This window comes from Streptomyces bicolor (assembly GCF_000719285.1).
Lineage (GTDB): Bacteria > Actinomycetota > Actinomycetes > Streptomycetales > Streptomycetaceae > Streptomyces > Streptomyces bicolor.
Map to the genome: position 1 here is coordinate 35183 of NZ_JOFS01000025.1, position 25458 is coordinate 60640.

The 25458-nt window shown below is 70.4% G+C and carries 26 protein-coding genes and 1 pseudogene; 14 read left to right on the top strand and 13 right to left on the bottom strand.

Features of this window, described 5'->3' with window-relative positions:
• Positions 1 to 84: 84 nt before the first annotated feature.
• Positions 85 to 1671 (top strand): LCP family protein, encoded by a 1587-nt coding sequence (locus IF78_RS0128955; protein ID WP_078662638.1) that lies wholly within the window; start codon positions 85 to 87, stop codon positions 1669 to 1671.
• Between the two features lie 69 nt (positions 1672 to 1740).
• Here the strand turns inward: IF78_RS0128955 and IF78_RS0128960 are convergent, their stop codons facing one another.
• A complete protein-coding gene (locus IF78_RS0128960) occupies positions 1741 to 2769 on the bottom strand; it encodes a glycosyltransferase family 2 protein (RefSeq protein ID WP_031481245.1) in 1029 nt (342 codons plus the stop codon).
• Positions 2770 to 2912: 143 nt separating this feature from the next.
• Between IF78_RS0128960 and IF78_RS0128965 the strand changes: the two genes are divergently transcribed.
• Positions 2913 to 4367 carry an LCP family protein gene (locus IF78_RS0128965; RefSeq protein WP_078662634.1) on the top strand — a complete coding sequence of 485 codons (1455 nt, stop codon included), beginning with the start codon at positions 2913 to 2915 and terminating at the stop codon, positions 4365 to 4367.
• Between the two features lie 88 nt (positions 4368 to 4455).
• Here IF78_RS0128965 and IF78_RS0128970 read toward each other — a convergent pair whose 3' ends face one another.
• Positions 4456 to 5013 carry an acyl-CoA thioesterase gene (locus tag IF78_RS0128970; protein ID WP_031481249.1) on the bottom strand — a complete coding sequence of 186 codons (558 nt, stop codon included), beginning with the start codon at positions 5011 to 5013 and terminating at the stop codon, positions 4456 to 4458.
• Between the two features lie 119 nt (positions 5014 to 5132).
• Between IF78_RS0128970 and IF78_RS0128975 the strand changes: the two genes are divergently transcribed.
• A complete protein-coding gene (locus IF78_RS0128975) occupies positions 5133 to 6428 on the top strand; it encodes an LCP family protein (protein WP_031481251.1) in 1296 nt (431 codons plus the stop codon).
• Between the two features lie 61 nt (positions 6429 to 6489).
• Here the strand turns inward: IF78_RS0128975 and IF78_RS0128980 are convergent, their stop codons facing one another.
• Both IF78_RS0128980 and IF78_RS0128985 read right to left on the bottom strand, forming a co-directional pair.
• Positions 6490 to 6852: a four-helix bundle copper-binding protein gene (locus IF78_RS0128980; RefSeq protein WP_031481253.1), complete on the bottom strand. Its 363-nt coding sequence runs from the start codon at positions 6850 to 6852 to the stop codon at positions 6490 to 6492.
• Between the two features lie 217 nt (positions 6853 to 7069).
• Positions 7070 to 8227, bottom strand: a complete 1158-nt coding sequence (locus IF78_RS0128985) for an acyl-CoA dehydrogenase (RefSeq protein WP_031481255.1) — start codon at positions 8225 to 8227, stop codon at positions 7070 to 7072.
• 189 nt (positions 8228 to 8416) lie between these two features.
• On the opposite strand from IF78_RS0128985, the gene IF78_RS0128990 reads away from it, so the two are divergent.
• From IF78_RS0128990 to IF78_RS0129015, 6 genes are all read left to right on the top strand, one after another.
• Entirely contained in the window at positions 8417 to 9760 is a 1344-nt protein-coding gene (locus IF78_RS0128990) for a UDP-glucose dehydrogenase family protein (RefSeq protein WP_031481257.1), read from the top strand.
• A 365-nt stretch (positions 9761 to 10125) separates the two neighbouring features.
• The gene (locus tag IF78_RS0128995) at positions 10126 to 10755 is read left to right on the top strand and encodes a hypothetical protein (RefSeq protein WP_031481259.1); all 630 of its coding nucleotides are present in this window, start codon (positions 10126 to 10128) and stop codon (positions 10753 to 10755) included.
• On the top strand, positions 10752 to 12071 hold the full coding sequence (locus tag IF78_RS0129000; RefSeq protein ID WP_078662635.1) for a copper resistance CopC/CopD family protein: 1320 nt from the start codon (positions 10752 to 10754) through the stop codon (positions 12069 to 12071). The genes IF78_RS0128995 and IF78_RS0129000 overlap by 4 nt, the downstream gene beginning before the upstream one ends.
• A gap of 27 nt (positions 12072 to 12098) precedes the next feature.
• Positions 12099 to 13154 carry a cupredoxin domain-containing protein gene (locus IF78_RS0129005; RefSeq protein WP_031481263.1) on the top strand — a complete coding sequence of 352 codons (1056 nt, stop codon included), beginning with the start codon at positions 12099 to 12101 and terminating at the stop codon, positions 13152 to 13154.
• Between the two features lie 117 nt (positions 13155 to 13271).
• Positions 13272 to 13778: a hypothetical protein gene (locus tag IF78_RS0129010; RefSeq protein ID WP_031481265.1), complete on the top strand. Its 507-nt coding sequence runs from the start codon at positions 13272 to 13274 to the stop codon at positions 13776 to 13778.
• Positions 13775 to 14482: a cupredoxin domain-containing protein gene (locus tag IF78_RS0129015; protein WP_063762180.1), complete on the top strand. Its 708-nt coding sequence runs from the start codon at positions 13775 to 13777 to the stop codon at positions 14480 to 14482. Before IF78_RS0129010 ends, IF78_RS0129015 begins: the two co-directional genes overlap by 4 nt.
• Positions 14483 to 14579: 97 nt before the next feature.
• Here IF78_RS0129015 and IF78_RS0129020 read toward each other — a convergent pair whose 3' ends face one another.
• Positions 14580 to 15080, bottom strand: a complete 501-nt coding sequence (locus tag IF78_RS0129020) for a CGNR zinc finger domain-containing protein (RefSeq protein ID WP_031481269.1) — start codon at positions 15078 to 15080, stop codon at positions 14580 to 14582.
• Positions 15081 to 15206: 126 nt separating this feature from the next.
• On the opposite strand from IF78_RS0129020, the gene IF78_RS0129025 reads away from it, so the two are divergent.
• Together IF78_RS0129025 and IF78_RS0129030 are read left to right on the top strand one after the other, a co-directional pair.
• Positions 15207 to 15566: a VOC family protein gene (locus IF78_RS0129025; RefSeq protein WP_031481271.1), complete on the top strand. Its 360-nt coding sequence runs from the start codon at positions 15207 to 15209 to the stop codon at positions 15564 to 15566.
• A gap of 24 nt (positions 15567 to 15590) precedes the next feature.
• Entirely contained in the window at positions 15591 to 15977 is a 387-nt protein-coding gene (locus IF78_RS0129030; protein WP_031481273.1) for a VOC family protein, read from the top strand.
• A gap of 41 nt (positions 15978 to 16018) precedes the next feature.
• On the opposite strand, the pseudogene IF78_RS47865 reads toward IF78_RS0129030, so the two are convergent.
• The 4 genes and pseudogenes from IF78_RS47865 to IF78_RS0129045 all read right to left on the bottom strand — a co-directional run.
• Positions 16019 to 16150, bottom strand: a pseudogene (locus tag IF78_RS47865) (membrane dipeptidase); the annotation flags it as partial.
• Positions 16151 to 16188: 38 nt separating this feature from the next.
• Complete coding sequence (locus IF78_RS0129035; protein WP_031481275.1) at positions 16189 to 17382, bottom strand: dipeptidase; 1194 nt, start codon at positions 17380 to 17382, stop codon at positions 16189 to 16191.
• 5 nt (positions 17383 to 17387) lie between these two features.
• Complete coding sequence (purE, locus tag IF78_RS0129040) at positions 17388 to 17915, bottom strand: 5-(carboxyamino)imidazole ribonucleotide mutase (RefSeq protein ID WP_199921401.1); 528 nt, start codon at positions 17913 to 17915, stop codon at positions 17388 to 17390.
• Complete coding sequence (locus tag IF78_RS0129045; RefSeq protein ID WP_031481279.1) at positions 17912 to 19051, bottom strand: 5-(carboxyamino)imidazole ribonucleotide synthase; 1140 nt, start codon at positions 19049 to 19051, stop codon at positions 17912 to 17914. Before IF78_RS0129045 ends, purE begins: the two co-directional genes overlap by 4 nt.
• A gap of 174 nt (positions 19052 to 19225) precedes the next feature.
• Here IF78_RS0129045 and IF78_RS0129050 point away from each other — a divergent pair, with 174 nt between their 5' ends.
• The gene (locus IF78_RS0129050; protein ID WP_031481281.1) at positions 19226 to 19792 is read left to right on the top strand and encodes a GtrA family protein; all 567 of its coding nucleotides are present in this window, start codon (positions 19226 to 19228) and stop codon (positions 19790 to 19792) included.
• An 88-nt stretch (positions 19793 to 19880) separates the two neighbouring features.
• Here the strand turns inward: IF78_RS0129050 and IF78_RS0129055 are convergent, their stop codons facing one another.
• Positions 19881 to 21155 (bottom strand): ATP-binding protein, encoded by a 1275-nt coding sequence (locus tag IF78_RS0129055; protein WP_031481283.1) that lies wholly within the window; start codon positions 21153 to 21155, stop codon positions 19881 to 19883.
• A gap of 54 nt (positions 21156 to 21209) precedes the next feature.
• Positions 21210 to 21887, bottom strand: coding sequence for a response regulator transcription factor (locus IF78_RS0129060; RefSeq protein ID WP_031481285.1), 678 nt, complete (start codon positions 21885 to 21887; stop codon positions 21210 to 21212).
• Positions 21888 to 22299: 412 nt separating this feature from the next.
• On the opposite strand from IF78_RS0129060, the gene IF78_RS0129065 reads away from it, so the two are divergent.
• A complete protein-coding gene (locus IF78_RS0129065; protein WP_031481287.1) occupies positions 22300 to 23799 on the top strand; it encodes a peptide MFS transporter in 1500 nt (499 codons plus the stop codon).
• 77 nt (positions 23800 to 23876) lie between these two features.
• Here the strand turns inward: IF78_RS0129065 and IF78_RS0129070 are convergent, their stop codons facing one another.
• Together IF78_RS0129070 and IF78_RS0129075 are read right to left on the bottom strand one after the other, a co-directional pair.
• Positions 23877 to 24167, bottom strand: coding sequence for a DUF397 domain-containing protein (locus IF78_RS0129070; RefSeq protein WP_031481289.1), 291 nt, complete (start codon positions 24165 to 24167; stop codon positions 23877 to 23879).
• Positions 24149 to 24991: a helix-turn-helix domain-containing protein gene (locus IF78_RS0129075; protein WP_031481291.1), complete on the bottom strand. Its 843-nt coding sequence runs from the start codon at positions 24989 to 24991 to the stop codon at positions 24149 to 24151. Before IF78_RS0129075 ends, IF78_RS0129070 begins: the two co-directional genes overlap by 19 nt.
• 189 nt (positions 24992 to 25180) lie before the next feature.
• Between IF78_RS0129075 and IF78_RS48575 the strand changes: the two genes are divergently transcribed.
• Positions 25181 to 25336, top strand: coding sequence for a hypothetical protein (locus tag IF78_RS48575; protein WP_158751528.1), 156 nt, complete (start codon positions 25181 to 25183; stop codon positions 25334 to 25336).
• The last annotated feature ends 122 nt before the right edge of the window (positions 25337 to 25458 follow it).

Here is a 25458-nt window from a genome sequence, read left to right on the forward strand (position 1 = left end):
TGCCGTGTCGGGCAAAGGGTGGGGAAGGGCGAAGAGTTGGCGCAGAGCAGTGTGCGAGGGGAGGCCCCCGCGGTGGACGACACCATGTCGCTCGCCCCGAAGGCCGACCAGGCCACGCCGGCCGACCTGGGCGGCCGGCACGGCGGCGGGGGACGCAGGGGCGGCCGGGGAACCGACAGCAGGCGCCGCAGACGGCGTGTGCTGCGCTGGTCGGCGACGGTTCTGGCGGTGGTGATACTGGGCACCGCGGGTGCCGGATATCTCTACTACCAGCACCTCAACGGCAACCTGAAGAAGGACGACCTCAACATCGGCGACGCCAAGGACCGCGCCGCCAAGACCGAGGCGAACGCGGCCGGTCAGACGCCGCTGAACATCCTGCTGATCGGCTCGGACGCACGCGACAGCAAGGAGAACCAGAAACTCGGCGGTGCCAGGGAAACGTTCGGCGCCGCCCCGCTCGCCGACGTCCAGATGCTGCTGCACGTCTCCGCCGACCGCACCAACATGTCGGTCGTCAGCATGCCGCGCGACACGCTGGTGGACATCCCCAAGTGCACGGACCCGGACAGCGGGGAGGTCCACGAGGCCCTCGACCGGGTGATGACCAACCGCTCGCTCGGCCGCGGTGGCCCGGGCTGCGCGGTGGCGACGTGGGAGAAGCTGACCGACATCCACATCGACCACTTCATGATGATCGACTTCTCGGGTGTGGTGTCGATGGCGGACGCGATCGGCGGCGTCCCGGTCTGCGTCGACAAGAACATCGAATCCAGGGACAGCAAGGGCCACGGCTCCGGACTGAAGCTGGAGAAGGGCACGACCTACGTCAAGGGCAAGCAGGCCCTGCAGTGGCTGCGCACCCGGTACGGCTTCGAGGACGGCAGCGACCTCGCCCGCGCCAAGGCACAGCACATGTACATGAACTCGATGGTCCGCCAGCTGCGCGAGAACGCCACGCTGAGCAACCCGGGCAAGCTGCGCTCCCTCGCCGAGTCGGCCACCAACGCGCTCACCGTCGACCCGGGCCTGGGCACGGTGGCGAAGCTGTACGACCTGGCGGGCGAGCTCAAGAAGGTGCCGACCTCGCGCATCACCATGACGACGATGCCCAACGAGTACGACACCATCCAGACCGGCCGAGTGGTGCCCACCGACGACGCGACCAAGCTGTTCCGGCTGGTGCGTGAGGACATCGCGCTCGACGGCAAGGACAAGAAGAAGACCACCGAGGAGAAGGCCTCCACCGACCCGGCCGCGGCGGACGGCGAGATAGCCGTCCAGGTGCAGAACGGCACCCGCACCGACATCCTCGGCCCGGTCTCCGGCCGCGCGACCACCGTCGCCGGGCTGCTGGCCGACAAGGGCTTCACCCAGGCCGTGGCGGACGGCTCGGCGGCCCCGGCCACGGAGACGACGCTGGTGCGCTACCCGTCCGCCGACCTCCAGGGCGACGCCGAGCGGGTCGCCAAGGCCCTCGGCATCCCGACCAGCGCGGTGAAGAAGTCCACGGACGTCTCCGGCGTCACCCTCGTCGTCGGCGCCGACTGGCGGGAGGGTACGGCGTACAAGGCCCCGAAGCAGGACGACAAGACGCCGAAGACGGCGGACGCGCTGAACGCCTCCGACACCAAGGCGTGCATGAAGGTGGACCCGGACTTCACCTGGTGACGGAACCCCGGCCGACGCCGAAAGGCCGCCCCGCGCCAGTCTTGGCGGGGGCGGCCTCGGTGACCGGGCTCAGTCGGCGGTGAGCACCGCCGGGCGGCGGGAGGCGATGACCTTCCGCGCCAGGGATCGCGGGCTGGTGAGGAAGCCGTAGCCCCACGACATGTGCATGGTGGCGAGGGCGACGGGGATCTGCAGGCGGGCCTTCAGGGGCAGCCCCTTGCCGGCCGGCACCGAGCCGGCGGTGATGGCCGCGAGGTAGCCGCCGGGGACCACCAGGGCCCACGGGGTGACCAGGGCGCCCAGCACGAGGCCGGCCGCGATCGCGCACACGGCCGTGGGCGGGGCGAGGTAGCGCAGGTTGATGGAGCCGGAGTGGTAGCGGGCGACGACATGGCGCCAGCGGCCGTAGTCCTTGTACTGCTTGGCGAGGGCCTTCACCGACGGCCTCGGCCGGTACGACACCTTCAGCTCGGGCGAGAACCAGATGAGCCCGCCCGCCTCCCTGATCCGGAAGTTCAGCTCCCAGTCCTGGGCGCGGATGAACTCCTCGTTGTAGCCGCCCTGTTGCTCCAGCGCCTCGCGCCGGAAGACACCGAGGTACACGGTCTCGGCGGCCTGCGCATCGCCCCCCGTGTGGAAGGCGGCGTTGCCGACGCCGATCTTCGAGGTCATCGCGGCCGCGACGGCGTGCTCCCAGTCGTTCTCGCCCTCGGCGTGCATGATGCCGCCGACGTTCTGCGCACCGGTCTCCTCCAGGAGCCGTACGGCGGTGGCGATGTAGTTCGGCGAGAGCATGCCGTGGCCGTCGACGCGGACGACGATCGGGTGGCGGGAGGCCTTGATCGCGGCGTTGAGGGCGGCGGGCGTGCGGCCGGTCGGGTTCGGGACGGTGTGGACGCGAGGATCGTCCCGTACGAGCTCGGCGGCGATCTCGTCCGTGCGGTCCGTGGACGGACCGAGGGCGATCACGACCTCCATCTCGCCGGCGTACTCCTGCGCGAGGATCGCTTGGACTGCTCCGCGCAGATGCCGCTCCTCGTTGAGGACGGGCATGATGACGGACACGGCGGGGAGCTGCACGTCGGGATTGGCGTTCATAGGGGGCTCACGTTACCGCGAACGGGGGACACCCTTGCGCGCCGCCGGGGTCGCTGCACCGGGCAGGAGATCGTATGGGCCTACGGTGCTCACGGATCCCACGTACGGCCCCCAGGGCAAGCGACAGCGGAGGTATCTCCCCCATGCCCACGCCGCCCCGCCAGTCTCCCTCCCCCGCGCAGCGCCGTTCGCGGCCGTCCCGCCGTGGGGCGCGGCCGGCCGCGCCGGTAAGGCGGAAGAGGCCGCGGTGGGCCATGCGGGCGGTGACCACACTGTCCGTCGTGGTCCTCGCCTCGGCGGGGATCGGGCACGCGGTGGTCACGAGCCTGGACGCGAAGATCGAGCGCGTGGACCCCTTCAAGGACATGAAGAACCGGCCGCAGGCGGGTACCGGGATGAACGTGCTGCTCGTCGGCACGGACGGCCGCGACCGCATCAGCGAGGAGGAGCGGCGCAAGTACCGGCTCGGCGGGGCGCCCTGTCACTGCACCGACACGATCATGATCGTGCACATCTCGGAGGACCGGGAGCGGGCGAGCGTGGTGAGCCTGCCGCGCGACTCGTACGCCGAGGTGCCCGCCGGTGAGGGGCACAAGGCGCACCCCATCAAGATCAACGCGGCGTACGCGGAGGGCGGCCCGAATCTGACCGTGCGCACGGTCGAGCACATGACCCATGTGAAGATCGACCACTACCTGGAGGTCGACTTCACCAGCTTCATGAAGACGGTGGACGTGGTCGGCGGCGTGCAGATCTGCACCGCGGAGCCGCTGAAGGACTCGTACACCGGACTCGACCTGCCGGCCGGCACGCACCGGCTGATGGGCGGCGAGGCGCTGCAGTACGTGCGCGCGCGGCACATCGACAGCGGCTCCGACCTGGGCCGGATGCAGCGGCAGCAGCGCTTCATGGCGGCGCTCATCGAGCGGGCGACGTCGTCCGGGATCCTGCTGAACCCGATGCGTTTCCGGGACGTGACGCGGGCGGTGCTGGGCTCGGTGCGGGCCGACAAGGGGTTCGGGACGGGTGAGCTGCTCGACCTCGGGCGGGCGATGCGGAACTTCTCGCCGTCGTCGTCGGAGTTCACGACCGTGCCCATCCGGCAGATGGCGTATCCCGTGAAGGGCGTCGGTTCCACGGTGAAGTGGGACGTCGCGAAATCCGAGCGGCTCTTCCGGGCCCTGCGCGAGGACCAGCCGCTGGCGGCACACCGGGTGCGGACCAGGGTGGTGCCGGTGGAGGTGGCCCCGCAGGACATCCACGTCCAGGTGGAGAACGGCACGCGGACGGAGGGCATCGGCAAGCGCGTCGACGCGGCGCTGGCGGCGACCGGGTTCCGGACGACCGGGCGGCCGGTGGACGCGCAGGGCCGCCCCGTGCCGCGGACGGTCGTCGCCCACGACCCTCGCTGGGACCGCTCGGCGAAGTCCCTCGCGGCCGCGCTGCCCGGGAGCCAGCTGCGGCCGGTGAAGGGGCTGGGGCCGACGCTGAAGGTGACCGTCGGGGAGGACTTCAGGCAGGTACGGAAGGTGCGGTCCGAGGACCCGACGCGGGGTGAGTCGATCGTGGTGCGGGGGGACGAGGCGGTGTGCTCGTAGCCACGTCCGAGCCCGTCGGCCCCGCGGGGAGGTCCGGGCCCCTCGGTCCTCGTATCCCTCGGTCCTCGGCCCCTCCGTCCTCGTAACCTCAGTCCTCGTAGCCCTCCGCCGCCCGCTTCTCCCGCAGTTCCTTGATCGCGCGCCGCCGGGCCAGCCGGTGGGTCCGCCTGATCTGTGCCTCCTGGTAGCGCCGCTTGTCGCGCTCGGTTTCCGGTATCACCGGGGGCACCCGGCGCGGCTTGCCGTCCGCGTCCACCGCCGCGAACACCAGGTAGGCCGAGCCGACCTGGGTGGCCGGTGCCGATTCGTTCCAGCGCTCGGCCAGGACCCGTACGCCGACCTCCATCGAGGTGCGGCCGGTCCAATTGACCTGGGCCTTCACATGGACGAGGTCACCGACGCGGACCGGCTCCAGGAAGGCCATCTCGTCCATGGACGCGGTGACGGCGGGGCCGCCGCTGTGCCGGCCGGCCACCGCGCCCGCGGCATCGTCGACGAGCTTCATGATCACACCGCCGTGCACCGTCCCCAGAAGGTTGGTGTCGCCGTGGGTCATGATGTGGCTGAGGGTGGTGCGGGACGCGGATGTCGGCTTGCCCGGGATTTCCGGAGTGCCCGACTCCGCTGCGGTGACCTGGTCTGTCATGGCGTCCACCTTATGCGGCCCCGACATTCGCGGACTTTGTGTTGGGTTCGCAACAGCCGTGACCCTATTTTCCGCCGAACCTTGTAAGACACCTGGCCGTGCCCTGCATAGTGGGGCGCATGAATGACTGGCCCCAGGGATGGTCCGACGACAACCGCGGCAACCGTTACGGACGCGGCAGCGCGAGCGCACAGCCCGAGGGCGCGCGCGTGATGCGGCAGGTCCGCCGCGGTCAGGCGGCACCGCCCGGCCAGCTGTACGGCGGGGTGCCTCAGCAGCCGTCGTACGTGAACGGCCGGGGCCACGGCGGCTACACCGACGACACCGTCCACGACGACGGGTACGACAGCGGCTACAACACCGGCCAGGTCTACGGCGGTGGCTCGGGCGGCTCCGGCGGTTCGGGGGTGCGCGAGCCGCGGCCCGCGCCGAACTGGCGGCGGCGTATCAAGCTGACCTCGATAACGCTCGCGACGGTGCTCCTCGTGACGACCGTCGCCACCTACTTCTGGGCCGACTCCAAGCTCAACCGCGAGGTCGACCTGTCCAAGGTCATCGAGCGGCCGGAGGCGGGCGAGGGCACGAACTACCTCATCGTCGGCTCCGACAGCCGTGAGGGCATGACGGACGAACAGAAGAAGGAACTCCACACCGGCTCCGCCGACGGCAAGCGCACGGACTCGATGATGATCCTGCACGTCGGCAGCAACGGCGACACCCTGATCTCCCTGCCGCGTGACTCGAACGTCACGATCCCGTCGTTCAAGGGCTCGGACTCCGGGAAGTTCTACGAGGGCACCGGCCGGCAGGTGAAGCTGAACGCGGCGTACGCCGAGGACGGCCCCGAACTGCTCGTCCGTACCGTCGAGGCCAACACCGGGCTGCACATCGACCACTACGTCGAGATCGGCTTCGCGGGCTTCGCGAACATCGTGGACTCGGTCGGCGGCGTCGAGATCGACATCCCGAAGGGCGGCATCAAGGACTCCAAGTCCGGGGCCGACCTCAAGGAGGGCAAGCAGACCCTGAACGGCCAGGAGGCGCTCGCCTTCGTCCGCACCCGGTACGCGCTGCCCGGCTCCGACCTGGACCGTACGAAGAACCAGCAGAAGTTCCTCTCGGCGCTGGCCAACCAGGTGGCGACGCCGAGCACGGTCCTCAACCCGTTCAAGCTGTACCCGACCATGGGCGCCGGACTGGACTCCCTGATCGTCGACAAGGACATGAGCCTGTACGACCTGGCGTCCATGTTCTGGGCGATGAAGAGCGTCAGCGGCGGCGAGGGCAAGTCGATGAACATGCCGCTCTCGACGAGCAACGCCGCGAACGGCAACCTCCAGTGGGACAAGGCGAAGGTGAAGCAGCTCGTGGAGCAGCTGAAGAACGACGAGACGGTGACCGTCTCCGGCAACTGAGCACCTGTGACAGCGCTCGAGGGCACCCCGGCGGGTGCCCTCGAGCGCTGTCAGGCGGTTGTCACATCGTGGCGCCCGACATCGCGCGACAGGTCTCGGCGCAGCGGCGACACGCCTCGGCACAGCGCATCATCTGAGGGTCGTCCGGCATGGACATACACGCCTCGGCGCACATCTCACAGGCCTTGGCGCACATCGCGCACATCTCGGCCGACATGGGCGAGCGGCGCATCATCATGTCCGCGCACATACGGGTCGTCTCGGCGCAGTCCATGAGCGCCCGCATGATCTGCATCTGCGGCTGACCGCCCATCTGCATGCAGGAGCTCATCGTCTCCTCGCAGACGACGTGGCAGGACATGCACGCGTCGACGCAGGCCTGCATCTCCTTGCTCATCGCGGGCATGTTTCCGAGCTGGGTCATGGCTCCTCCTGGGGGGTGCGGGAGCCCGGGGCGGGCCCCGTGCCCTTCCGTCCTACGCCCGTCGAGCACGGGGCGCCATCGGGCGGACGGGAACAATCCGCACCAGATGCCGCGCACGGCACGATCCCCCACGTTCCGCCAGAGGCCAGGCCACGGGGCCGAACAGGTGAAGGGCGCCCGGGTCTCCGGGCGCCCTTCGACGTCAAATCCCCTGGTGCTACGGCAGGTTGCGCGCCATGACGATGCGCTGCACCTGGTTGGTGCCCTCGTAGATCTGCGTGATCTTGGCGTCACGCATCATGCGCTCCACCGGGTAGTCACGGGTGTAGCCGTATCCGCCGAGCAGCTGGACGGCGTCCGTGGTGACCTCCATCGCCACGTCCGAGGCGAAGCACTTGGCCGCGGCGCCCTGGTAGGTGAGGTCGGCGTCGCCACGCTCGGAGGCGGCGGCGGCCTGGTAGGTCAGGGCGCGGGCGGCCGAGATCTTCATGGCCATGTCGGCGAGCATGAACTGGATGCCCTGGAAGTCGGCGATCGGCTTGCCGAACTGCTTGCGCTCCTGGACGTAGCCCTTGGCGTAGTCCAGCGCGCCCTGCGCGATGCCCAGCGCCTGCGCGGCGATCGTGATGCGGGTGTGGTCCAGCGTCTTCATCGCGGTGGCGAAGCCGGTGCCCTCGTCGCCGATCATGCGGTCCGCCGGTATGCGAACGTTGTCCAGGTAGACCTCGCGGGTCGGGGAGCCCTTGATGCCGAGCTTCTTCTCGGGGGCGCCGAAGGAGACGCCCTCGTCGGACTTCTCGACGACGAAGGCCGAGATGCCCTTCGAGCGCTTGGCGGGGTCGGTCACGGCCATCACCGTGTAGTACTCGGAGACGCCCGCGTTGGTGATCCAGCGCTTCACGCCGTTCAGGACGTAGTGGTCGCCGTCGCGGACCGCCTTCGTCTTCATGCCGGCCGCGTCCGAACCGGCGTCCGGCTCGGAGAGGCAGTACGAGAACATGCCCTCGCCCTTGGCGAGCGGGGCCATGTACCGCTTCTTCAGGTCCTCGGAGCCGGAGAGGATCACCGGGAGCGAGCCCAGCTTGTTCACCGCCGGGATGAGGGAGGACGACGCGCACACGCGGGCCACCTCCTCGATCACGATCACCGTGGCGAGCGCGTCGGCGCCCGCGCCGCCGTACTCCTCGGGGACGTGCACCGCGTGCAGGTCGTTCGCGACCAGCGCCTCGAGGGCCTCCTGCGGGAAGCGGGCCTCCTCGTCCACCGCGGCGGCGTGCGGCGCGATCTTCGCCTCGGCCAGCGAGCGGATGGCGTCACGGAGCATGTCGTGCTCCTCGGACGGGCGGTACAGGTCGAAGTCAGCCGATCCGGCCAAGGTCTCTCACGCTCCAAGGACGCTGTGTGTAAGTGCGAAGCTGGCGCTAATTACCGTTAAGTAACTCAAATTTTAGGGGTCGGCTCACGGGAGTGATACGTGAGCTTGGCGACAGCGGGGAAGCTGCCCGTCAGACCCGCCGACTATGCTCGGGCCCGCACCGCCCCGTCCCCGTTTTCTGGAGTCCCCATGGCCCTCAAGATCACCGTGATCGGTACCGGCTATCTCGGCGCCACCCACGCCGCGGCCATGGCCGAGCTCGGGTTCGAGGTGCTGGGGCTCGATGTCGTGCCCGAGAAGATCGAGATGCTGGGCCGGGGCCAGGTCCCCATGTTCGAGCCGGGCCTGGAGGAGCTGCTGCGCAAGCACGTCGCCGGCATCGAGGGCTCCACCGGGCGGCTGCGCTTCACGATGGACTGGGCGGAGGTCGCCGAGTTCGGCGACGTGCACTTCGTCTGCGTGAACACCCCGCAGAAGCACGGCGAGTACGCCTGCGACATGTCCTACGTCGACTCGGCCGTCGAGTCCCTCGCCAAGCACCTGCGCGGGCCCAACCTGGTCGTCGGCAAGTCGACCGTGCCGGTGGGCAGCGCGGACCGGCTCGCGGCCCGCATCCTGGAGCTCGCCCCGGGCGGCGGCGAGGTGGAGCTCGCCTGGAACCCGGAGTTCCTGCGCGAGGGCTTCGCCGTCGACGACACCCTGCACCCGGACCGGATCGTGGTCGGCGTGCGCAGCGAGCGGGCGGAGAAGCTGCTGCGCGAGGTGTACGCGACGCCGATCGCGGACGGCTCCCCCTTCGTCGTCACCGACTTCCCCACCGCCGAGCTGGTGAAGACCTCCGCCAACTCCTTCCTCGCCACGAAGATCTCCTTCATCAACGCGATGGCGGAGGTGTGCGAGGCCGCCGGCGGCGATGTCGCCAAGCTCGCGGAGGCCATCGGGCACGACGACCGGATCGGCAAGAAGTTCCTGCGGGCCGGGATCGGGTTCGGCGGCGGCTGTCTGCCCAAGGACATCCGCGCGTTCATGGCCCGCGCCGGTGAGCTGGGCGCCGACCAGGCGCTGACCTTCCTGCGCGAGATCGACTCGATCAACATGCGCCAGCGCGGTCAGATGGTGGAGCTCGCCCGGCAGGCGCTGGGCGGCGGCCCCTTCCTGGGCAAGCGGGTCGCGGTGCTCGGTGCCACCTTCAAGCCCGACTCGGACGACGTACGGGACTCGCCCGCGCTGAATGTCGCCGGGCAGATCCATCTCCAGGGCGGCCAGGTCACGGTGTACGACCCCAAGGGCATGGAGAACGCCCGTCGCCTCTTCCCGACCCTCGGCTATGCCGGCAGCGCGATCGACGCGGTACGGGGCGCCGATGTCGTACTGCATCTCACCGAATGGCGGGAATTCCGCGAGCTGGACCCGGCGGCGCTCGGCGAGGTCGCGGCGGCGCGGGTCGTTCTGGACGGGCGCAATGCGCTCGATTCCGAGGTGTGGCGGAAGGCCGGCTGGACGTATCGGGCGATGGGGCGGCCGACGGCCTGAGAAAAGCGGGCCGTTCGGGCAAAGAAATCGCGCCCGCACGGCCCACCCCACGGCGGGACGGGTTGCGGACGCCCGCAGCCGGGCCCGGGGCGAGCCTGCACAACGGCATATGCCGTTCTCCTTGAAATCCCCACGCGGCTTCGAATTCTATTCGAGTAGTGCGAGGGAAAAGAAATGCTCGGGCGCAAATTCTTCACAGTCGTATTGCGCGGAATAGCGGCGTTCTCATCCGGTCTCACAGTGGGGACCCCCTCGAAAGAGAGGCGCCGCAACAGCCGTTTAACTGCCGCGTAGCCGGGCGGAATCCGCGCGCCACTCCACTGGTCGTCGTTCGCTGGTTTGAACAGACCATGCCAGGAGTGACCATGCCCCTGTTCCGCCGAGCCCTGTGGCCGCACGACCACCGCGACGAGCTGGTCGCGGGAGCGCTCGTCGGCGCCGTGGTGGTCGTCCTCGGATACGCGTCGGGGATCGGCGCGCCCGCCACCGCCTCCGACCCGACCGCCGCCCCGCCGCCCGCGGCCACCGCACCCACGTCCCCGAACGGCACCGCCCCGCCGGGAGCCCCGGGCGACGCTTCGGGCGCAGACGCGGGAGGCGCGGCGGGGACCGGGGCGCTGCCGGTCACCGGCGTCCACTACCCCGGCGACGCGGGCGGCCCGGACCACACCGGGCACACCGGTACATCCGGCGGCACGGGTGCGGGTCACACGGGCCACGGCGCCTCCCCCACGCCGCCCGACCCCACGTCCCCCGCCTCCCCCGCTCCCTCCACGCCGGGCACCACCCCGCCCTCCGACGACGACGCGACCTGCGAGGACGGCGAGGTCCGGCTCGCCCGACCGCTCCTGACCGGTCTCACCGAGCCCGTCTTCGGCCTCCTCAACCCGACGGCCGAGGCATCCCCGACCGCGCAGCCCTCCCCCTGCATCGGCCTCGCCCCGCTCCCGTCCCTCCTCGGCGGCATCACCCCCTCCCCGGAGGCGACGCCATGACCGCGCGCCGCGTCCTCGTCCTCCTCGCCCTCACCCCGCTCCTCTACGTCCTCCTCGGCACCCCGCCCGCCTCCGCCCACACCGAGCTGGTCACCTCCAGCCCCGCGAACGGTGCCGAGCTGAAGCGGGCCCCCGATCACCTCACCCTCACCTTCGACGAGCCCGTCGACCTCGCAGGCGTACGCGTGATGACGCTGGACGGCGACCGGCTGCCGGTGACCCTCGTGCCGGGCCACAGGGGCGCGGTCGTACGGGCCGCCCTGGGGCGCCCGGCGGACGGTGACCTGGCCGTCGTCTGGTCGGTCGTCGACGAGGGGGACGGACACGCCTCCTCAGGGCGGCTGGACTTCGGCATCGGCGCGCCCGCCGCCGCCGAGGACCGCGGCGACGAGGCCGCGCCCGCACCGTCCCCCCTGGTGCGGAAAGGCCTCGTCGCCGCCCGCTGGGCCGGCTACCTGTCGCTGGCGCTGTTCATCGGCGGCCTCGCCTTTGTCACGTTGCTGTGGCCACGCGGTGCGCACGAGCCCCGGGCCCGGGCGCTGCTGGGGCTGGCCTGGGCGTGCGGGCTGCTGGCGTCGGTTTCGAGCATCGGTCTCCAGGGGGCGTACGGCGCACTCGGCGGCCTGCGTGACGCGCTGCGCGCCGGGACGTACGCGGACGTGCTGACCACCGAACCCGGCGTCGTGCTCGCCGCCCGGGTGCTGCTGTGGGTGCTCGCGGCGGTGGTGCTGAGCGCACTGCTCCAGGGCGGGCCGCGCACGTCCCGCTCCCCCGGCTGGCGGGTCGGCGCGCTCGCCGTCGGTCTCGGGCTGCTGCGGGCGACCGGCATGGCGGGCCACAACTCCGAGGGCGGTGAGCCGGCTTGGGGTGCGATCGCCGACCTGGTGCATCTGCTCGGCGTCTCGCTGTGGATCGGCGGGCTGGTCATGCTCGGGGTGTCGGTGCTGCCGCGGCGCCGGCCGGCCGAGCTGGCCGCGGTGGTGCCGGGCTACTCGCGACTCGCGGCGGTGAGCGTGGCGGGCATCGTCGCGGCCGGGCTGGTGCTGGCGTGGCAGGTCGTGGGCTCGTACGACGCCCTGCTGCACACCTCGTACGGGCATCTGCTGCTGCTCAAGACGGGCGTCCTGGGCATCGTCCTGCTCGCCGCCCTGGTCAGCCGCCAGTGGGTACGCACCCGCCTCGATCTCGCCGTGCTGCTGCGCGGCGACGCCGCCACCGTGCGGCCCTTCGGTTACTCGGTCGCGGCCGAGACGGGGCTCGTCCTCGTCGTGCTCGCCGTGACGAGTCTGCTGGTCACGACCAACCCTGGCCAGTGAACTCCCAGGAAAATCAAAGGAGTTGCGTTGAAACGACGTAATGAGAGCGACGCGGCACCGCGCCGCCGGGCGCCCTCGGGCAACCGGGGTCTGCTGGTCGCCGGACTCGGCGCGGCACTGACCGCGGTGCTCAGCCTGGGGCTGCTCCAGGCAGCCGCGGGCAGCTCGGTGTCGGGGGCGTCCTCCACGGCGGACGCGGGCGCGGCTCAGGCGCCCGCTGCCGCCGCGGCGGACCGGCCGGCGGCCGATGCGGCACCCGACCACCAGATCGACATCATGAACAACGAGTTCGGCGACGGGAAACAGCTCGTCGTCGAGGTCGGTGACACGGTCCGCTGGACCAACCACGACAGCGTGCCGCACACGGTCACCACGACCAAGGGCCCGAAGAAGTTCGACTCGGGGACGCTGGAGCAGGGCGACTCGTGGTCGTACACCTTCACCACGGCGGGGACGTACGAGTACTACTGCGCGGTGCACCCGGACATGGTGGCGTCGGTGAAGGTCGTGGCGGCCGACGACGGCGGTTCGTCGGGCGGCTCGTCCGGTGGGTCCGGCGGCTCGTCCGGCGGTTCCTCGGGCGGGTCGAGCGGCGGCTCGTCCGGTGGATCCGGTTCGGGTGGCAGCACGGGCGGTACGTCCGGCGGCACGTCCGGTGGTTCGTCCGGCGGTACGTCGGGGGGCACCTCCGGCGGTACGTCGGGCGGTGGCTCCGGCGGCGGCGACGAGCAGTGCACCAGCGTCCAGGACGTGCTGCTGCCGATCCTCCAGCACCTCAACGCGGCGCACCTGGAGCGTTCCCCGAGCCAGCAGGTGCAGGACGCCCTCGCGCTGGACGCGTACATCAAGACGCACACGGTGTGGATCGAGAGCATCCTGACGCCCGCCACCGAGGGCGGCGGCACGATCGCCGACGACACGCTCAGCGTGCTGCTGAACCACATCAACAAGGCGCACCTGGAGGAGTCGCCGGGGCAGCAGGTCGCCGATCTGCTGAACGCCGACAGCTACGTGCAGATGCACACGGTGTGGGCCGAGCACCTGCTCGCCCCGACCGAGGACTTCCTCACCAACAACTGCTGACACCGCCGCACGGAAGACGGGCGCCGGTCCGGCCGAGGCTCAGTCGGCCGGACCGGCGCTCCCCCCATTGTCCCCGTCGCCGCCGCTTCGACGGAACCGCTTTCCAAGGAGACCGGGATGACAACCGTCACCCTCCCCACCGACCCGACCCCACCATCCGGGCGCCCCGGCCCGGCCCCCTGGCTGCCGCTCCCCGGCCGCTACACGGTGGCCCCCGACCGCTCGCTCGTCGAACTCACCGCGCTCTGCGGCCCGTTGCCCGTACGCCGCCGTCGCCTCACCCTCGCCGAGGCCGTGCTCACGGTGCCCGAGACCGACGAACACCCCACCCTCCGCTTCGAGTTCGACGACGCCCACCTCAAAGGCACCCTCACCCTCGACCACGCCCACGCGACCGCCGGCACCGTCCAGCTGACCGGCGATCTCGGCATCGACGGCACCGACGGCACCGACTTCCCCGTACTGCTACGGCTGAGGATCGCCGAGCGCTCCGACGACCGGCTGCTCGGCGTGGGCGTGACCCGGCTGCCGTACCGGCTGCTGCGCCGCGCCACCGGCTTCCGGTTCGGCCGGCTGCGCCCGGCCACGCGGCTGCGGCTGCTGATCGCCGGGGAGTTCGCGTGAGGGCGGCCCGGCGAGCGGTCCAGGGGGCCGTGCTCGCCCTGTCCGTCCTGCTCGGGCTGCTGTTCGTGGTGCCGGGCGGCCGGGCGTCGGCGGCGACGTACCGGGTGGCCATGAGCGGCTACGCCTACAGCCCCGGGACCCTGACGATCCCGGCCGGCTCCACGGTGACCTGGACCAACCAGGACACCGCACCCCATGACGTGAAGACCACGTCCGCCCCGGCCGCCTTCCACTCCCCCATGCTGAACAAGGGCGGAACCTGGAGCTTCACGTTCACCACGCCGGGGACGTACGCCTACTACTGCACGGTCCACCCGAACATGACGGCCCGGATCGTGGTCCGGGCGGCGCCGACGACTCGGGCGCCCGCGCCGACGCACGAGCACGCGGAGGCGGGGGCGGCTTCGGGGAACCAGTCTTCCGGCCATCACGCGACAGTGCCTGGCCGGACGGCACCGACGCGCACCGCGACGCCCCCGCCCGCACGGTCCACGCCCCCGAAGTCGGCTCCGGCGGCCGCACGGCCGGCATCGCCGTCACCGACGCCCACAACGACATCCCTGCCGCAGACGCAGGTCACCGCGACGGCGATCCGCCCCCTGGATCCCTTGCTTGTCCTGACCGGCATAGTCGCGGGGGTCGCGGTGCTGTGCCTCCTGCTGGTGGGCTCACGGGCAGCGCGGAGCCGCGAAGAGGAGGCTTGACGGCAACGCCCTCTTTTTCAGGGGCGCGGGGAACTGCGCGACCAGCCCCAACGGCGCCGCACCTGCTGGAAGACACCACCCGGCACCCCGGTAGGCGCTACTTCGCCCGATACCGCCGCATCTTCGCCCGCGCCCCGCACACCTGCATGGAACACCAACGTCCACGCCCCGCAGGACTGCGGTCGTAGTACGCCCAGTGGCAGTCGACGGCCTCACAGGCCTTGAGCCGCCCCCACGTCCCCTCGACCAGCCCCTGGGCAATGGCCGCCGCCACCCGGGAGAACAACGAACCCTCGTCAGCCGGAGCCAGCGTCGCCGATCCGTCGGCGGCGTCGACCGCGACCACCAACAAACTCGCCGCCAGCAGCTCCCCCAACGGCGCCACCGCACGATGCGGCGGATGCCCCGCGTGCGCGAGCAGCGCCACCCGCAGAGACTCCCGCAGCTCACGCGCCGCCGGCACGTCCTCCTCCGCCACGCCGAACCGCAACCGCCCCTCCACCGTGTCCAGCGAGTCGGCCCCTGACTCGATGTCCAGCGTGTTGACCAGGGACTGAACCAGCTCCAGGCCCCCGGGCGCGGGCGATCTCTCACTCATGGCTGCACGCTACCTCCCGCATTTCCCCTTGCGAGGTTACCGGCAATGGGGGAGCATGCGGTAACGGAAGTTACCTGTTGCCGCGTGCTGCAGGTAACCAAGACTCAAGACTTCAAGGAGGAAGCCATGGCCATCGCCGAACTGGGTGCCGTCGTCCTGGACTGTCCCGACCCTCGCGCCCTCGCCGACTTCTACGCCCGCGTGCTCGGCGGCAGTATCGAGGGCGAGGGCGACTGGGTGGACCTGAAGGTGCCCGGCGGGCGGTCGCTGGCGTTCCAGGCCGCCCCCGGCTTCGTACCGCCGAAGTGGCCGGCGCCCGATCACTCGCAGCAGTTCCATCTGGACCTGATGGTCGAGGACCTGGACGCGGCCGAGAAGGAGATCCTGGCCGTGGGCGCGAAGCCGCTGGACACCGAGGACCGCTCGCGGACCTTCCGGGTTTACGCGGATCCGGCGGGGCACCCGTTCTGCCTGTGCGCCTGCTGACGCCTCGACCGCCGGGAGGATCCCATGGCCCCCGTGGCAAGCCTGCGTTCCGTCGTCATCGACTGCCCCGACCCGCGCGCCCTGGCCCGCTTCTACGCCGATGTCGGCGGCGGTACACCCGAGGACGACGACCCCGACTGGGTCGTACTCCGGATCCCGGGAGGGCCACGGCTCGCCTTCCAGCCGGCGCCCGGGTACACCCCGCCGGAGTGGCCTCGGGCCGACCGCAATTCCCAGCAGTTCCATCTGGACTTCGACGCCGGCGCCACCTGGGAGGAGGTCGAGGCGGCTCAGGAGAAGGTGCTGCGGCTGGGCGCGCGGTTGCTGCACGCGGAGGACAAGGACGACTTCCGGGTGTACGCCGACCCCGCAGGCCACCCCTTCTGCCTCTGCCGGATCGAGCACCCCTGACCAGCCGTCGAACTCCGCGACCTTCGCCGTGGACGGCTGCCCAGCCCGACGCACTCCGGGCCCGCGACCCCTCGCACATGGTCGAGATGATCGGCGACGTCCCGCACGGACGGGCCGGCCTGCTCGGCCGTGAGCGGCACCATCCACAGGCCCTTGGCGGCGCCCACACGGGCGGGGCGACCGGATACACCGACTACCCCGCCCTCGACGGTCAGCCGTCCAGTCCGTCCAGTTCCTCGATGGTCGCGTTGGACGGGCCCCGCGTGGCCTGAAGGTCACGGGCGACGTCCTCCGCCGCGCCCAGTACCCGTACGGCGTTCTGCCAGGTCAGCTTGGCCAGGTCGGGCTTGGACCAGCCGCGGTCAAGGAGCTCGGCGAGCAGGTTGGGGTAGCCGGAGACGTCGCTGAGGCCGTCGGGGGTGAAGGCCGTGCCGTCGTAGTCGCCGCCGATGCCGAGGTGGTCGACGCCGACGACCTCGCGCATGTGGTCCAGGTGGTCGGCGACCGTGGACGCCGTGGCGATCGGGCGCGGGTTGCTCTCCTCGAAGGCGCGGTGCACCTTCATCGCCTCGGCGGTGGTCTCGAGGTGGTGGAAGCCGTGGGCGCGCATGTTCTCGTCGGCCGCGGCCGTCCAGTCGACCGCCGCCTGGAGCACGAACTTCGGCACGAACGTCACCATCGCGATGCCGCCGTTGCCGGGGAGGCGTTCCAGGACGTCGTCGGGGATGTTGCGCGGGTGGTCGCAGACCGCGCGGGAGGAGGAGTGGGAGAAGATCACCGGGGCGGTGGAGGTGTCGAGCGCGTCGCGCATCGTCGTGGCCGCCACGTGCGAGAGGTCGACCAGCATGCCCTCGCGGTTCATCTCCCGGACCACCTCGCGGCCGAAGGCGGACAGGCCGCCGACCCCCGGCTCGTCCGTCGCCGAGTCGGCCCACGCGATGTTGTCGTTGTGGGTGAGGGTCATGTAGCGGACGCCGAGCGCGTACAGCGCGCGCAGCGTGGCGAGGGAGTCGGCGATGGAGTGGCCGCCCTCCGCGCCCATGAGGGAGGCGATACGGCCCTCCGCGCGCGCCGCCTCCATGTCCGCGGCCGTCAGCGCCGGGCGCAGGTCGTTCGGGTAGCGCGCCATCAACTGCCGTACACAGTCGATCTGTTCGAGGGTGGCGCTGACCGCCTTGTCGCCGGCGTAGTCCGAGCGGACGTACACCGACCAGAACTGCGCGCCCACGCCGCCCTCGCGCAGGCGCGGGATGTCGGTGTGCAGATGGGCGGCCTGGTCGGTGGCGATGTCACGGGCGTCGAGGTCGTAGCGGACCTGCTGGCGCAGGGCCCACGGGAGGTCGTTGTGGCCGTCGACGACCGGGAACTCGCGCAGGAGTTCCCGGGCTGCCTCCAGCGAGGTCATCGTCGTCACTTCCCGGAGCCGAAGCCGAAGCCGTTCGAGCCCTCGACCTTGGCGCGCAGGCGCTTGCCCTTCTCGGTGGCCTGGTCGTTCAGGTCCTGCTGGAACTCGCGCATCCGCTGCAGCAGGTCCTCGTCGTGGGCGGCGAGGATGCGGGCGGCGAGCAGGCCGGCGTTGCGGGCACCGGCGACCGAGACGGTGGCGACGGGCACGCCGGCCGGCATCTGCACGATCGACAGCAGGGAGTCCATGCCGTCGAGGTACTTCAGCGGGACCGGGACGCCGATGACCGGCAGGGGCGTGACCGAGGCGAGCATGCCCGGCAGATGGGCGGCCCCTCCGGCCCCGGCGATGATCACCTTCAGCCCGCGCTCGGCCGCCTGCTCGCCGTACGTGACCATCTCGCGCGGCATACGGTGCGCGGAGACGACGTCGACCTCGTAGTCGATCTCGAACTCGTCGAGGGCCTGGGCGGCGGCCTCCATGACGGGCCAGTCGGAGTCCGAACCCATGACGATGCCTACAACCGGGCTCATTCGGTGATGGTCCCTCTCAGATAGCCGGCAGCGTGACGGGCGCGCTCCAGCACGTCGTCCAGGTCGTCGCCGTAGGTGTTGACGTGACCGACCTTGCGGCCGGGCTTCACGTCCTTGCCGTACATGTGGATCTTGAGCTGGGGGTCGCGGGCCATGCAGTGCAGGTACGCGGAGTACATGTCGGGGTAGTCGCCGCCGAGGACGTTGACCATGACCGTCCACTTGGCGCGCGGGCGCGGGTCGCCGAGGGGGAGGTCGAGGACGGCCCGGACGTGGTTGGCGAACTGGGACGTGATCGCGCCGTCCTGGGTCCAGTGACCCGAGTTGTGCGGGCGCATCGCCAGCTCGTTGACGAGGATGCGGCCGTCGCGGGTCTGGAACAGCTCGACGGCGAGGTGGCCGACGACGTCCAGTTCCTTGGCGATCGTCAGGGCGAGCTCCTCGGCCTTGAGCGCGAGGGTCTGGTCCAGGTCGGGTGCGGGCGCTATGACCGTGTCGCAGACGCCGGCCACCTGCTGGGACTCGACCACGGGGTAGGCGACCGCCTGGCCGTGCGGGGAGCGGACGACGTTCGCGGCGAGTTCGCGGACGTAGTCGACCTTCTCCTCGGCGAGCACCGGGACGCCGGCGCGGAACGGGTCCGCGGCCTCCTCGGGCGAGTCGACGACCCAGACGCCCTTGCCGTCGTAACCGCCGCGGACGGTCTTGAGGACGACCGGGAAGCCGTCGCCCTCCTCCGCGAAGGCGGCCACGTCCGCCGGGTCGCTCACGATCCGGTGCCGTGGGCACGGCACCCCGATCGAGTCGAGCTTCGCGCGCATCACCCCCTTGTCCTGGGCGTGCACGAGCGCGTCGGGGCCCGGGCGGACGGGGATGCCGTCCGCCTCCAGGGCCCTGAGGTGCTCGGTGGGTACGTGTTCGTGATCGAAGGTGATCACATCGCAACCGCGCGCGAACTCGCGCAGCGTGTCCAGGTCGCGATAGTCGCCGATGACGACATCGCTGACGACCTGCGCCGCGGAATCCTGAGGGGTGTCACTGAGGAGCTTGAACCTGATGCCCAGCGGGATGCCTGCCTCGTGTGTCATACGAGCGAGCTGGCCCCCGCCGACCATGCCGACTACCGGGAACGTCACGTGCCTAGGGTATCGGCCGTCCCGAGGTGCCCTCCCTTACCGAGGTTTCCAGGTCTCTTTCCGAACTGTTCCCGACCTATGAAGTTGCGCACAGGCAATCGAGGAGGGGGGTGGTTAGCATGGCTGCGTTGACGAAACCGTCCGACAAATCGACCGACAGGAGCCTTCACGACCATGGGACGTGGTTCCTCGGGGCTTCATGCGGCGCCTCCGGTACCCCGCAGTGCCGTTCGGCAGCGCTTCGACCGGCTGGTGCGTGAGGCCGTCAAGTTCGGGGCGGTGGGGGGAGCGGGGCTCCTGGTCAATCTCCTCGTGTTCAACCTGGTACGGCATGTGACCGACCTGCAGGTGGTGCGGGCGAGCGTCATCGCTACGGTCGTCGCGATCATCTTCAACTACGTCGGTTTCCGGTACTTCACGTACCGCGATCGCGACAAGAGTCGCCGTACGAAGGAACTGGGTCTGTTCCTGCTGTTCAGCGTGGTCGGCCTGGTGATCGAGAACGGGGTGCTGTACGTGGCGACGTACGGCTTCGGGTGGGACAGCCCGTTGCAGAGCAACGTCTTCAAGTTCGTCGGTATCGGGATCGCGACGCTGTTCCGGTTCTGGTCGTATCGGACGTGGGTGTTCCGGGCGTTGCCTGCGGAGGAGCCGACGGCGGCGGTGACGGGCGCGGAATCGTTCCTGGATGCGCGGCAGCCTGCGGCGCGTGAGCCGAGGGTCGGGCAGCGGGTGGGCTGAAAGGTCCCGGCGTAGGGGGCACCCCCAGACGGGCTGAGATGTACGAACCCGGCGTTGAGCCCTCCCGCATGCCTACCTGAGCGCATGCCTACCTGACCGTCGGGCCCGAATCCTGCGTCGGCTTCTTCGGCGGGGGTGTGCGGGACAGGAACAGGGCGATTACCGGGGGCTTCGTCTGGAGCATTTCCAGGCGGCCGCCGTCCGCTTCCGCCAGGTCGCGGGCCACCGCGAGGCCGATGCCCGTGGAGTTGCGGCCGCTGATGGCGCGCTCGAAGATGCGGGCTCCGAGGTCGGCCGGGATGCCCGGGCCCTCGTCGGTGATCTCGATGACCGCCTGGTTGCCGGTGACGCGGGTGCGCAGGGCGACCGTGCCGCCGCCGTGCATGAGGGAGTTCTCGATCAGGGCCGCCAGGACCTGGGCCACCGCGCCCGGCGTGCCCACCGCCTCCAGGTGCCGCTTGCCCGAGGTCACGATCGCCCGTCCCGCGCTGCGGTACGCCGGCCGCCACTCCGCCAGCTGCTGCTGGATGACCTCGTCGAGGTCGAAGGTGACGGCGGAGCCGTTGCGCGGGTCGCGGGAGTTGGTGAGGAGGCGTTCGACGACGTCGGTGAGGCGTTCCACCTGCGTCAGGGCGATGGTCGCCTCCTCCTTCACCGTGTCGGGATCGTCGGTGAGGGTGATCTCCTCCAGGCGCATGGAGAGTGCCGTGAGGGGAGTGCGGAGCTGGTGGGAGGCGTCGGCGGCCAGGCGGCGCTCCGCCGTCAGCATCCGCGCGATGCGTTCGGCCGAGGAGTCCAGGACGTCCGCCACCCGGTCCAGCTCCGGAACTCCGTACCGCTTGTGCCGGGGGCGCGGGTCGCCCGAGCCGAGGCGTTCCGCGGTCTCGGCGAGATCCGTGAGCGGGGAGGCCAGGCGGTTCGCCTGCCGCACCGCCAGCAGCACCGCCGCGATCACCGCCAGCAGCGCCACCGCCCCGATGATCAGCAACGTACGGCCGACCTCCCGCGTCACCGACGACCGCGGCTCCTGCACGGTGACCGTCTCGCCCTCCTCGCCCGTCTCCCTGGCGCTGATGACGTCCCCGGTCGGCCTGGAGCCCACCTCGATCACCGGCTTGCCGGGGATGCGGATCTCGGCGTAACGGTCCCCCTGGATCTGTTCCCGCAGCACCGAGGCGTCCACGGTCTCGTCCCCGAGCAGCCGGCTGTCCACGATGCTGACCAGCCGCACCGCCTCGGTGTCCACCCGCTCCTGCGCGGTGCTGGTGATCGTCCGCGTCTCGACGATCACGAGTGACACGCCGAAGACGGCGATGACGACGAGAACGACAGCGAGGGTGGACTGGATCAGTCGACGGCGCATGTCCTGTTACTACTTACTACTTATCTGTACTCAGCCCGTACGGTCCGCAACAGCTCAGCTCTTCTCGAAACGGAAACCCACACCCCGCACCGTGGCGATGTACCGGGGGTTCGCCGCGTCGTCGCCGAGTTTCTTGCGCAGCCACGAGATGTGCATGTCGAGCGTCTTGGTCGACGACCACCAGGTCGTGTCCCAGACCTCCCGCATCAGCTGATCCCGGGTGACCACCCGCCCGGCGTCCCGCACCAGCACCCGCAGGAGGTCGAACTCCTTCGCCGTGAGCTGGAGCTCCTCCTCCCCCATCCACGCCCGGTGCGACTCGACGTCGATCCGCACCCCGTGCGTGGCGGGCGGCTGCTGCGGTTCGGCGGCGCCGCGCCTCAGCAGGGCCCGGACCCGCGCGAGCAGCTCGGCGAGCCGGAACGGCTTGGTGACGTAGTCGTCCGCGCCCGCGTCCAGGCCGACAACGGTGTCCACCTCGTCGGCGCGGGCGGTCAGGATGAGGATCGGCACGGTGTGACCGTCGGTGCGCAGCCGGCGGGCCACCTCCAGGCCGTCCATGCCGGGCAGACCGAGGTCCAGCACGACCAGATCGATACCGCCCTGCATTCCAGCGTCGAGTGCGGTGGGGCCGTCCTCCCGCACCTCGACCTCGTACCCTTCCCGGCGCAGTGCGCGGGCCAGCGGCTCCGAAATGGACGCGTCGTCCTCGGCGAGCAGTACACGGGTCATGAGCTGATGGTAGTCCGCCCCGGACAAGAGCTGGGGTGTGATCGCAGCCCTTGATTCTTACCGGCCTTTGACCGGTCTCTTACCTTCGCCCGCCGTGGTACAGACCTATGGCTACGAAGTGCGATCCTGGAAAGGACCTTGGAAAGGGTGCCTGCGGTTCCGTCGACACCTGTGATCCCTCTCTCAAGTCCTTCCATATCCTCCCGTGTCCTGCCGTATGGTGAATCCACGCCTGTAGCACTGCGGGGACCTTTGGCGGTAGTTGACGCCGAAGGTCTCTTTCATGTGCGGATCAGTGTGCGGATCAAAAGGAATGACCGTGGCCGGGCGGCCCTACCCGCCGTAGCCGGCCGCCCCCACCGGGCGCGCGACCCCCAACGTCGAAGCGCGTCCCGACCAGCAAGGATCGACCATGGCGTCCAGCCTGACGAAGGACTCGGCCACCCCCTCCGAGCGCACCTTCTTCGGCCACCCCCGCGGTATGGCCACGCTCTTCATGACGGAGATGTGGGAGCGCTTTTCCTGGTACGGAATGCGCGCAATCCTCACCCTCTACTTGATCGCGGGTGTCCTCGACGGCCCCCTGGAGGACCGGGAAGCCCTGGCCGCCGCGATCTACGGCGTGTACAACGCGGTCGTGTACATGGCCGCCATGCCCGGCGGCTGGGTCGCGGACCGCCTCTGGGGCGCCCGCAAGGCCGTCCTCGTCGGCGGCATCATCATCGCCCTCGGTCACTTCACGCTGGCGATCCCCTCGGACATCGCCTTCTTCTGCGGTCTCGGCCTGATCGCGATCGGCACCGGCCTGCTGAAGCCGAACATCTCCGCGATGGTCGGCGGCCTCTACGAGGGGCAGCCCAGCGCCCGCCGCGACGCCGGCTTCACGCTCTTCTACATGGCGATCAACATCGGTGCCCTGGTCGCCCCGCTGGCCGTCGGCTACCTCGGCGAGAACGTCAACTGGCACCTCGGCTTCGGTGTCGCCGGTGTCGGTATGAGCCTCGCCGTCATCCAGTACGTCCTCGGCGGCCACCACCTCGGCGACATCGGCAAGCGGCCCGGCACCCCGGCCTCTCCGGAGGAGAAGCGCGCCGCGCTGCGCAAGGTCGCGCTGTGGGGCGGCATCGCCGTCGCCGCGCTGGTCGCGGACATCGCGCTGGGCACGTACGACATCGAGCACATCGTCAACGTGCTCGCGGTCCTCGGCATCGTGGTCCCGATCGTCTACTTCGTGACGATGTACCGGAACCCTGCCCTGGCCGGCGAGGACAAGCCGAAGATCCGGGCTTTCGCGTGGTTCTTCGCCACCGCCGTGCTGTTCTGGATGATCTACGACCAGTCCGGTTCGCTGCTGACGATCTTCGCGGACGGCAAGACCGACCGCGTGATCGGCGGCTGGGAGTTCCCGGCGTCCTGGTACCAGTCGGTCAACCCGGCCATGGTCATCGTGCTCGCCCCGCTCTTCGCCGCCGTGTGGGTCAAGCTGGCGAAGCGCAACCGTGAGCCCAGCACGCCCATGAAGTTCGCCCTGGCGATGCTCCTCATCGGTGGCTCGTTCGCCATCATGGGCCTGGCCGGCGCCGCCGCCGCGAACAGCGACACGGGCAAGGTCACCGTCTTCTGGCTGCTGAGCGTCTACCTCGTGCAGACCCTCGGCGAGATGTGCCTGTCGCCGGTGGGCCTGTCCCTGTCGACGAAGCTGGCGCCGAAGCAGTTCGTGGGCCAGATCATGGGACTGTGGTTCCTGGCCGTCGCGACGGGCAACGCCCTCAACGGCTGGACCACCAAGCTCAACGCTCCGCTGGGTGACGCGCTCTACTACAGCCTGTGGGCCGTCATCGCCGTGGCCGCCGGTCTGGCCTTCATGGTGGCCGGCCGCAAGATCCGCGCGCTGATGGGCAACGTGCGCTAGCGCCTGCGGCTGAGCTGAACCGACGGAGGCCGTCGCACCGAGGGTGGTGCGGCGGCCTCCGGCTTTTGCGGGTCAGCTCAGTTCGGCAGCTCGCCGCGTCGTACGGCCGTGACGAAGGAGGCCCACGCGGTCGCCGGGAGGATCAGGGCGGGGCCGTGGGGGGTCTTCGAGTCGCGGACGGGGACGAGGGGGGCGGGGATGTTGTCGGCGACTTCGAGGCACGCGCCGCCGTCCGGGTTGCTGTAGCTGCTCTTGCGCCACGAGGTCCCGGCCAGTAGGTCGTCGGAGACTTCGACGCACTCGCCACCGTCCGGATTGCTGTAGCTGCTCTTGCGCCACGTCACGCCGGTCAGGTCGATGGATCGCACGGTGCTTCCTCCAGCATCTGCCCGATGAACTTCAGCGACTCAGCCGGTGACAGCGCCAGGTCGCGCATCGAATCGTACGCACGTTGCAGCCGCTCAACCTCCCTGTTCTCCTCGACCAGTTCGCCGTGGTACGCGGTCTCGGTGTAGGCGACCGTTCGCCCCTCGGGCAACCGCAGGAACATCACGGCGGTGCCCACCAAGCCGTGCAGCCCGGCCCCCAGCGGCAGCACTTGGAGCGTGACGTGCGGGCGCTCTGCCACCTCCGCCAGATGTTCGAGCTGGTCCCGCCAGGCCTTGGCGTCCCGCGCCGGCGTGCGCAACACAGCCTCGGACAGGATGCTGCGGAACGTCGGCGCATCCTCCCCCAGCAGCAGCGCGCGGCGGCCGACCCGCGCCTCCACTTGCTGGGCCAATTCTTCGCCCTTGATACCGCCCGTCGCGAGCACCTCACTCGCGTAGCCATCCGACTGAAGCAGGCCCGGCAGGATGCTCACTGCGAAGTGCCACAAGCTGACCGCCTCGGCCTCCAGCAGCATGTACCGGCGGTACTGCTCCTTGAACCGCGCCGGATCTGCGACCGCCAGCTCCCACAACGCCAGCAACAACCCCGGCGTCCCGTAGTACTCGTCCAGAGCCTGCGCCACCTCAGGGCTCCCCAGCGTCTGGCCCCGCTCCAGCTTGCCGAGCATCGACCAGTCCCAGCCCAGTTCCGCCGCAAGTTCCCGCAGACTGACCCCTTTCCGCTCGCGCAGCGCCCGTACCTCCTCCGCGAACCGTCGTCGCGGCTCCTGGCTGCGACTCGTCACCCTCCGTCGCTGCGGCACCCTGTTTCCCCCTCCGCCCGGATGTGGAATTTGTGGAATTTGGAGAGCCGAGCGTGGAACTAGCGCGTCCCAACTGCCTTTTCGCGTCCCGGGCACGGCATGCTCGTATCTGCCACCTGAACACGCAGCGTAATCCAGCGACTGCGCACAGCACAGGCGTTCCAGGAAACGAGCCTCAAGGAGTGAGCCATGACGCCGACGACCCTCTCCCGCGTCCCCCGTCTCCCCCGCCGCACGCGCCCGAACCGCTCCTCCGCCGCCTGGACGCCACCCGGCGGCTGGGCGCGGCCGACACCCGCCGTGCTGCGTGCGTTGGAGACGGCGCTCGCGCGGTGGTCGGCGTGACCACGCGTCCGGCATGGACGGCGGCGCCCCCGCCGCCGCCCGCCTGTGACGTGTGCGGGGCGTTACTGGCTCAGCGCGACGCCGCGAGAGAGGCGGGCCGGACGGCCGAAGCCGACACGTGC

Coding starts and splice junctions, on each gene's coding strand:
- IF78_RS0129035 (WP_031481275.1), bottom strand. CDS start 17,382: ATGACCTCGCTGGAGGCAGCCCGGGAACTCCTGCGCGAGTTCCCGGTC.
- IF78_RS0129060 (WP_031481285.1), bottom strand. CDS start 21,887: ATGACCCGTGTACTGCTCGCCGAGGACGACGCGTCCATTTCGGAGCCG.
- IF78_RS0129055 (WP_031481283.1), bottom strand. CDS start 21,155: ATGCGCCGTCGACTGATCCAGTCCACCCTCGCTGTCGTTCTCGTCGTC.
- IF78_RS0129020 (WP_031481269.1), bottom strand. CDS start 15,080: ATGAGTGAGAGATCGCCCGCGCCCGGGGGCCTGGAGCTGGTTCAGTCC.
- IF78_RS0129030 (WP_031481273.1), top strand. CDS start 15,591: ATGGCCCCCGTGGCAAGCCTGCGTTCCGTCGTCATCGACTGCCCCGAC.
- IF78_RS0128965 (WP_078662634.1), top strand. CDS start 2,913: ATGCCCACGCCGCCCCGCCAGTCTCCCTCCCCCGCGCAGCGCCGTTCG.
- IF78_RS0129010 (WP_031481265.1), top strand. CDS start 13,272: ATGACAACCGTCACCCTCCCCACCGACCCGACCCCACCATCCGGGCGC.
- IF78_RS0129025 (WP_031481271.1), top strand. CDS start 15,207: ATGGCCATCGCCGAACTGGGTGCCGTCGTCCTGGACTGTCCCGACCCT.
- IF78_RS0128995 (WP_031481259.1), top strand. CDS start 10,126: ATGCCCCTGTTCCGCCGAGCCCTGTGGCCGCACGACCACCGCGACGAG.
- IF78_RS0128980 (WP_031481253.1), bottom strand. CDS start 6,852: ATGACCCAGCTCGGAAACATGCCCGCGATGAGCAAGGAGATGCAGGCC.
- IF78_RS0129050 (WP_031481281.1), top strand. CDS start 19,226: ATGGGACGTGGTTCCTCGGGGCTTCATGCGGCGCCTCCGGTACCCCGC.
- IF78_RS0129065 (WP_031481287.1), top strand. CDS start 22,300: ATGGCGTCCAGCCTGACGAAGGACTCGGCCACCCCCTCCGAGCGCACC.
- IF78_RS0128990 (WP_031481257.1), top strand. CDS start 8,417: ATGGCCCTCAAGATCACCGTGATCGGTACCGGCTATCTCGGCGCCACC.
- IF78_RS0128975 (WP_031481251.1), top strand. CDS start 5,133: ATGAATGACTGGCCCCAGGGATGGTCCGACGACAACCGCGGCAACCGT.
- purE (WP_199921401.1), bottom strand. CDS start 17,915: ATGAGCCCGGTTGTAGGCATCGTCATGGGTTCGGACTCCGACTGGCCC.
- IF78_RS0128955 (WP_078662638.1), top strand. CDS start 85: ATGTCGCTCGCCCCGAAGGCCGACCAGGCCACGCCGGCCGACCTGGGC.
- IF78_RS0128970 (WP_031481249.1), bottom strand. CDS start 5,013: ATGACAGACCAGGTCACCGCAGCGGAGTCGGGCACTCCGGAAATCCCG.
- IF78_RS48575 (WP_158751528.1), top strand. CDS start 25,181: ATGACGCCGACGACCCTCTCCCGCGTCCCCCGTCTCCCCCGCCGCACG.
- IF78_RS0128960 (WP_031481245.1), bottom strand. CDS start 2,769: ATGAACGCCAATCCCGACGTGCAGCTCCCCGCCGTGTCCGTCATCATG.
- IF78_RS0129000 (WP_078662635.1), top strand. CDS start 10,752: ATGACCGCGCGCCGCGTCCTCGTCCTCCTCGCCCTCACCCCGCTCCTC.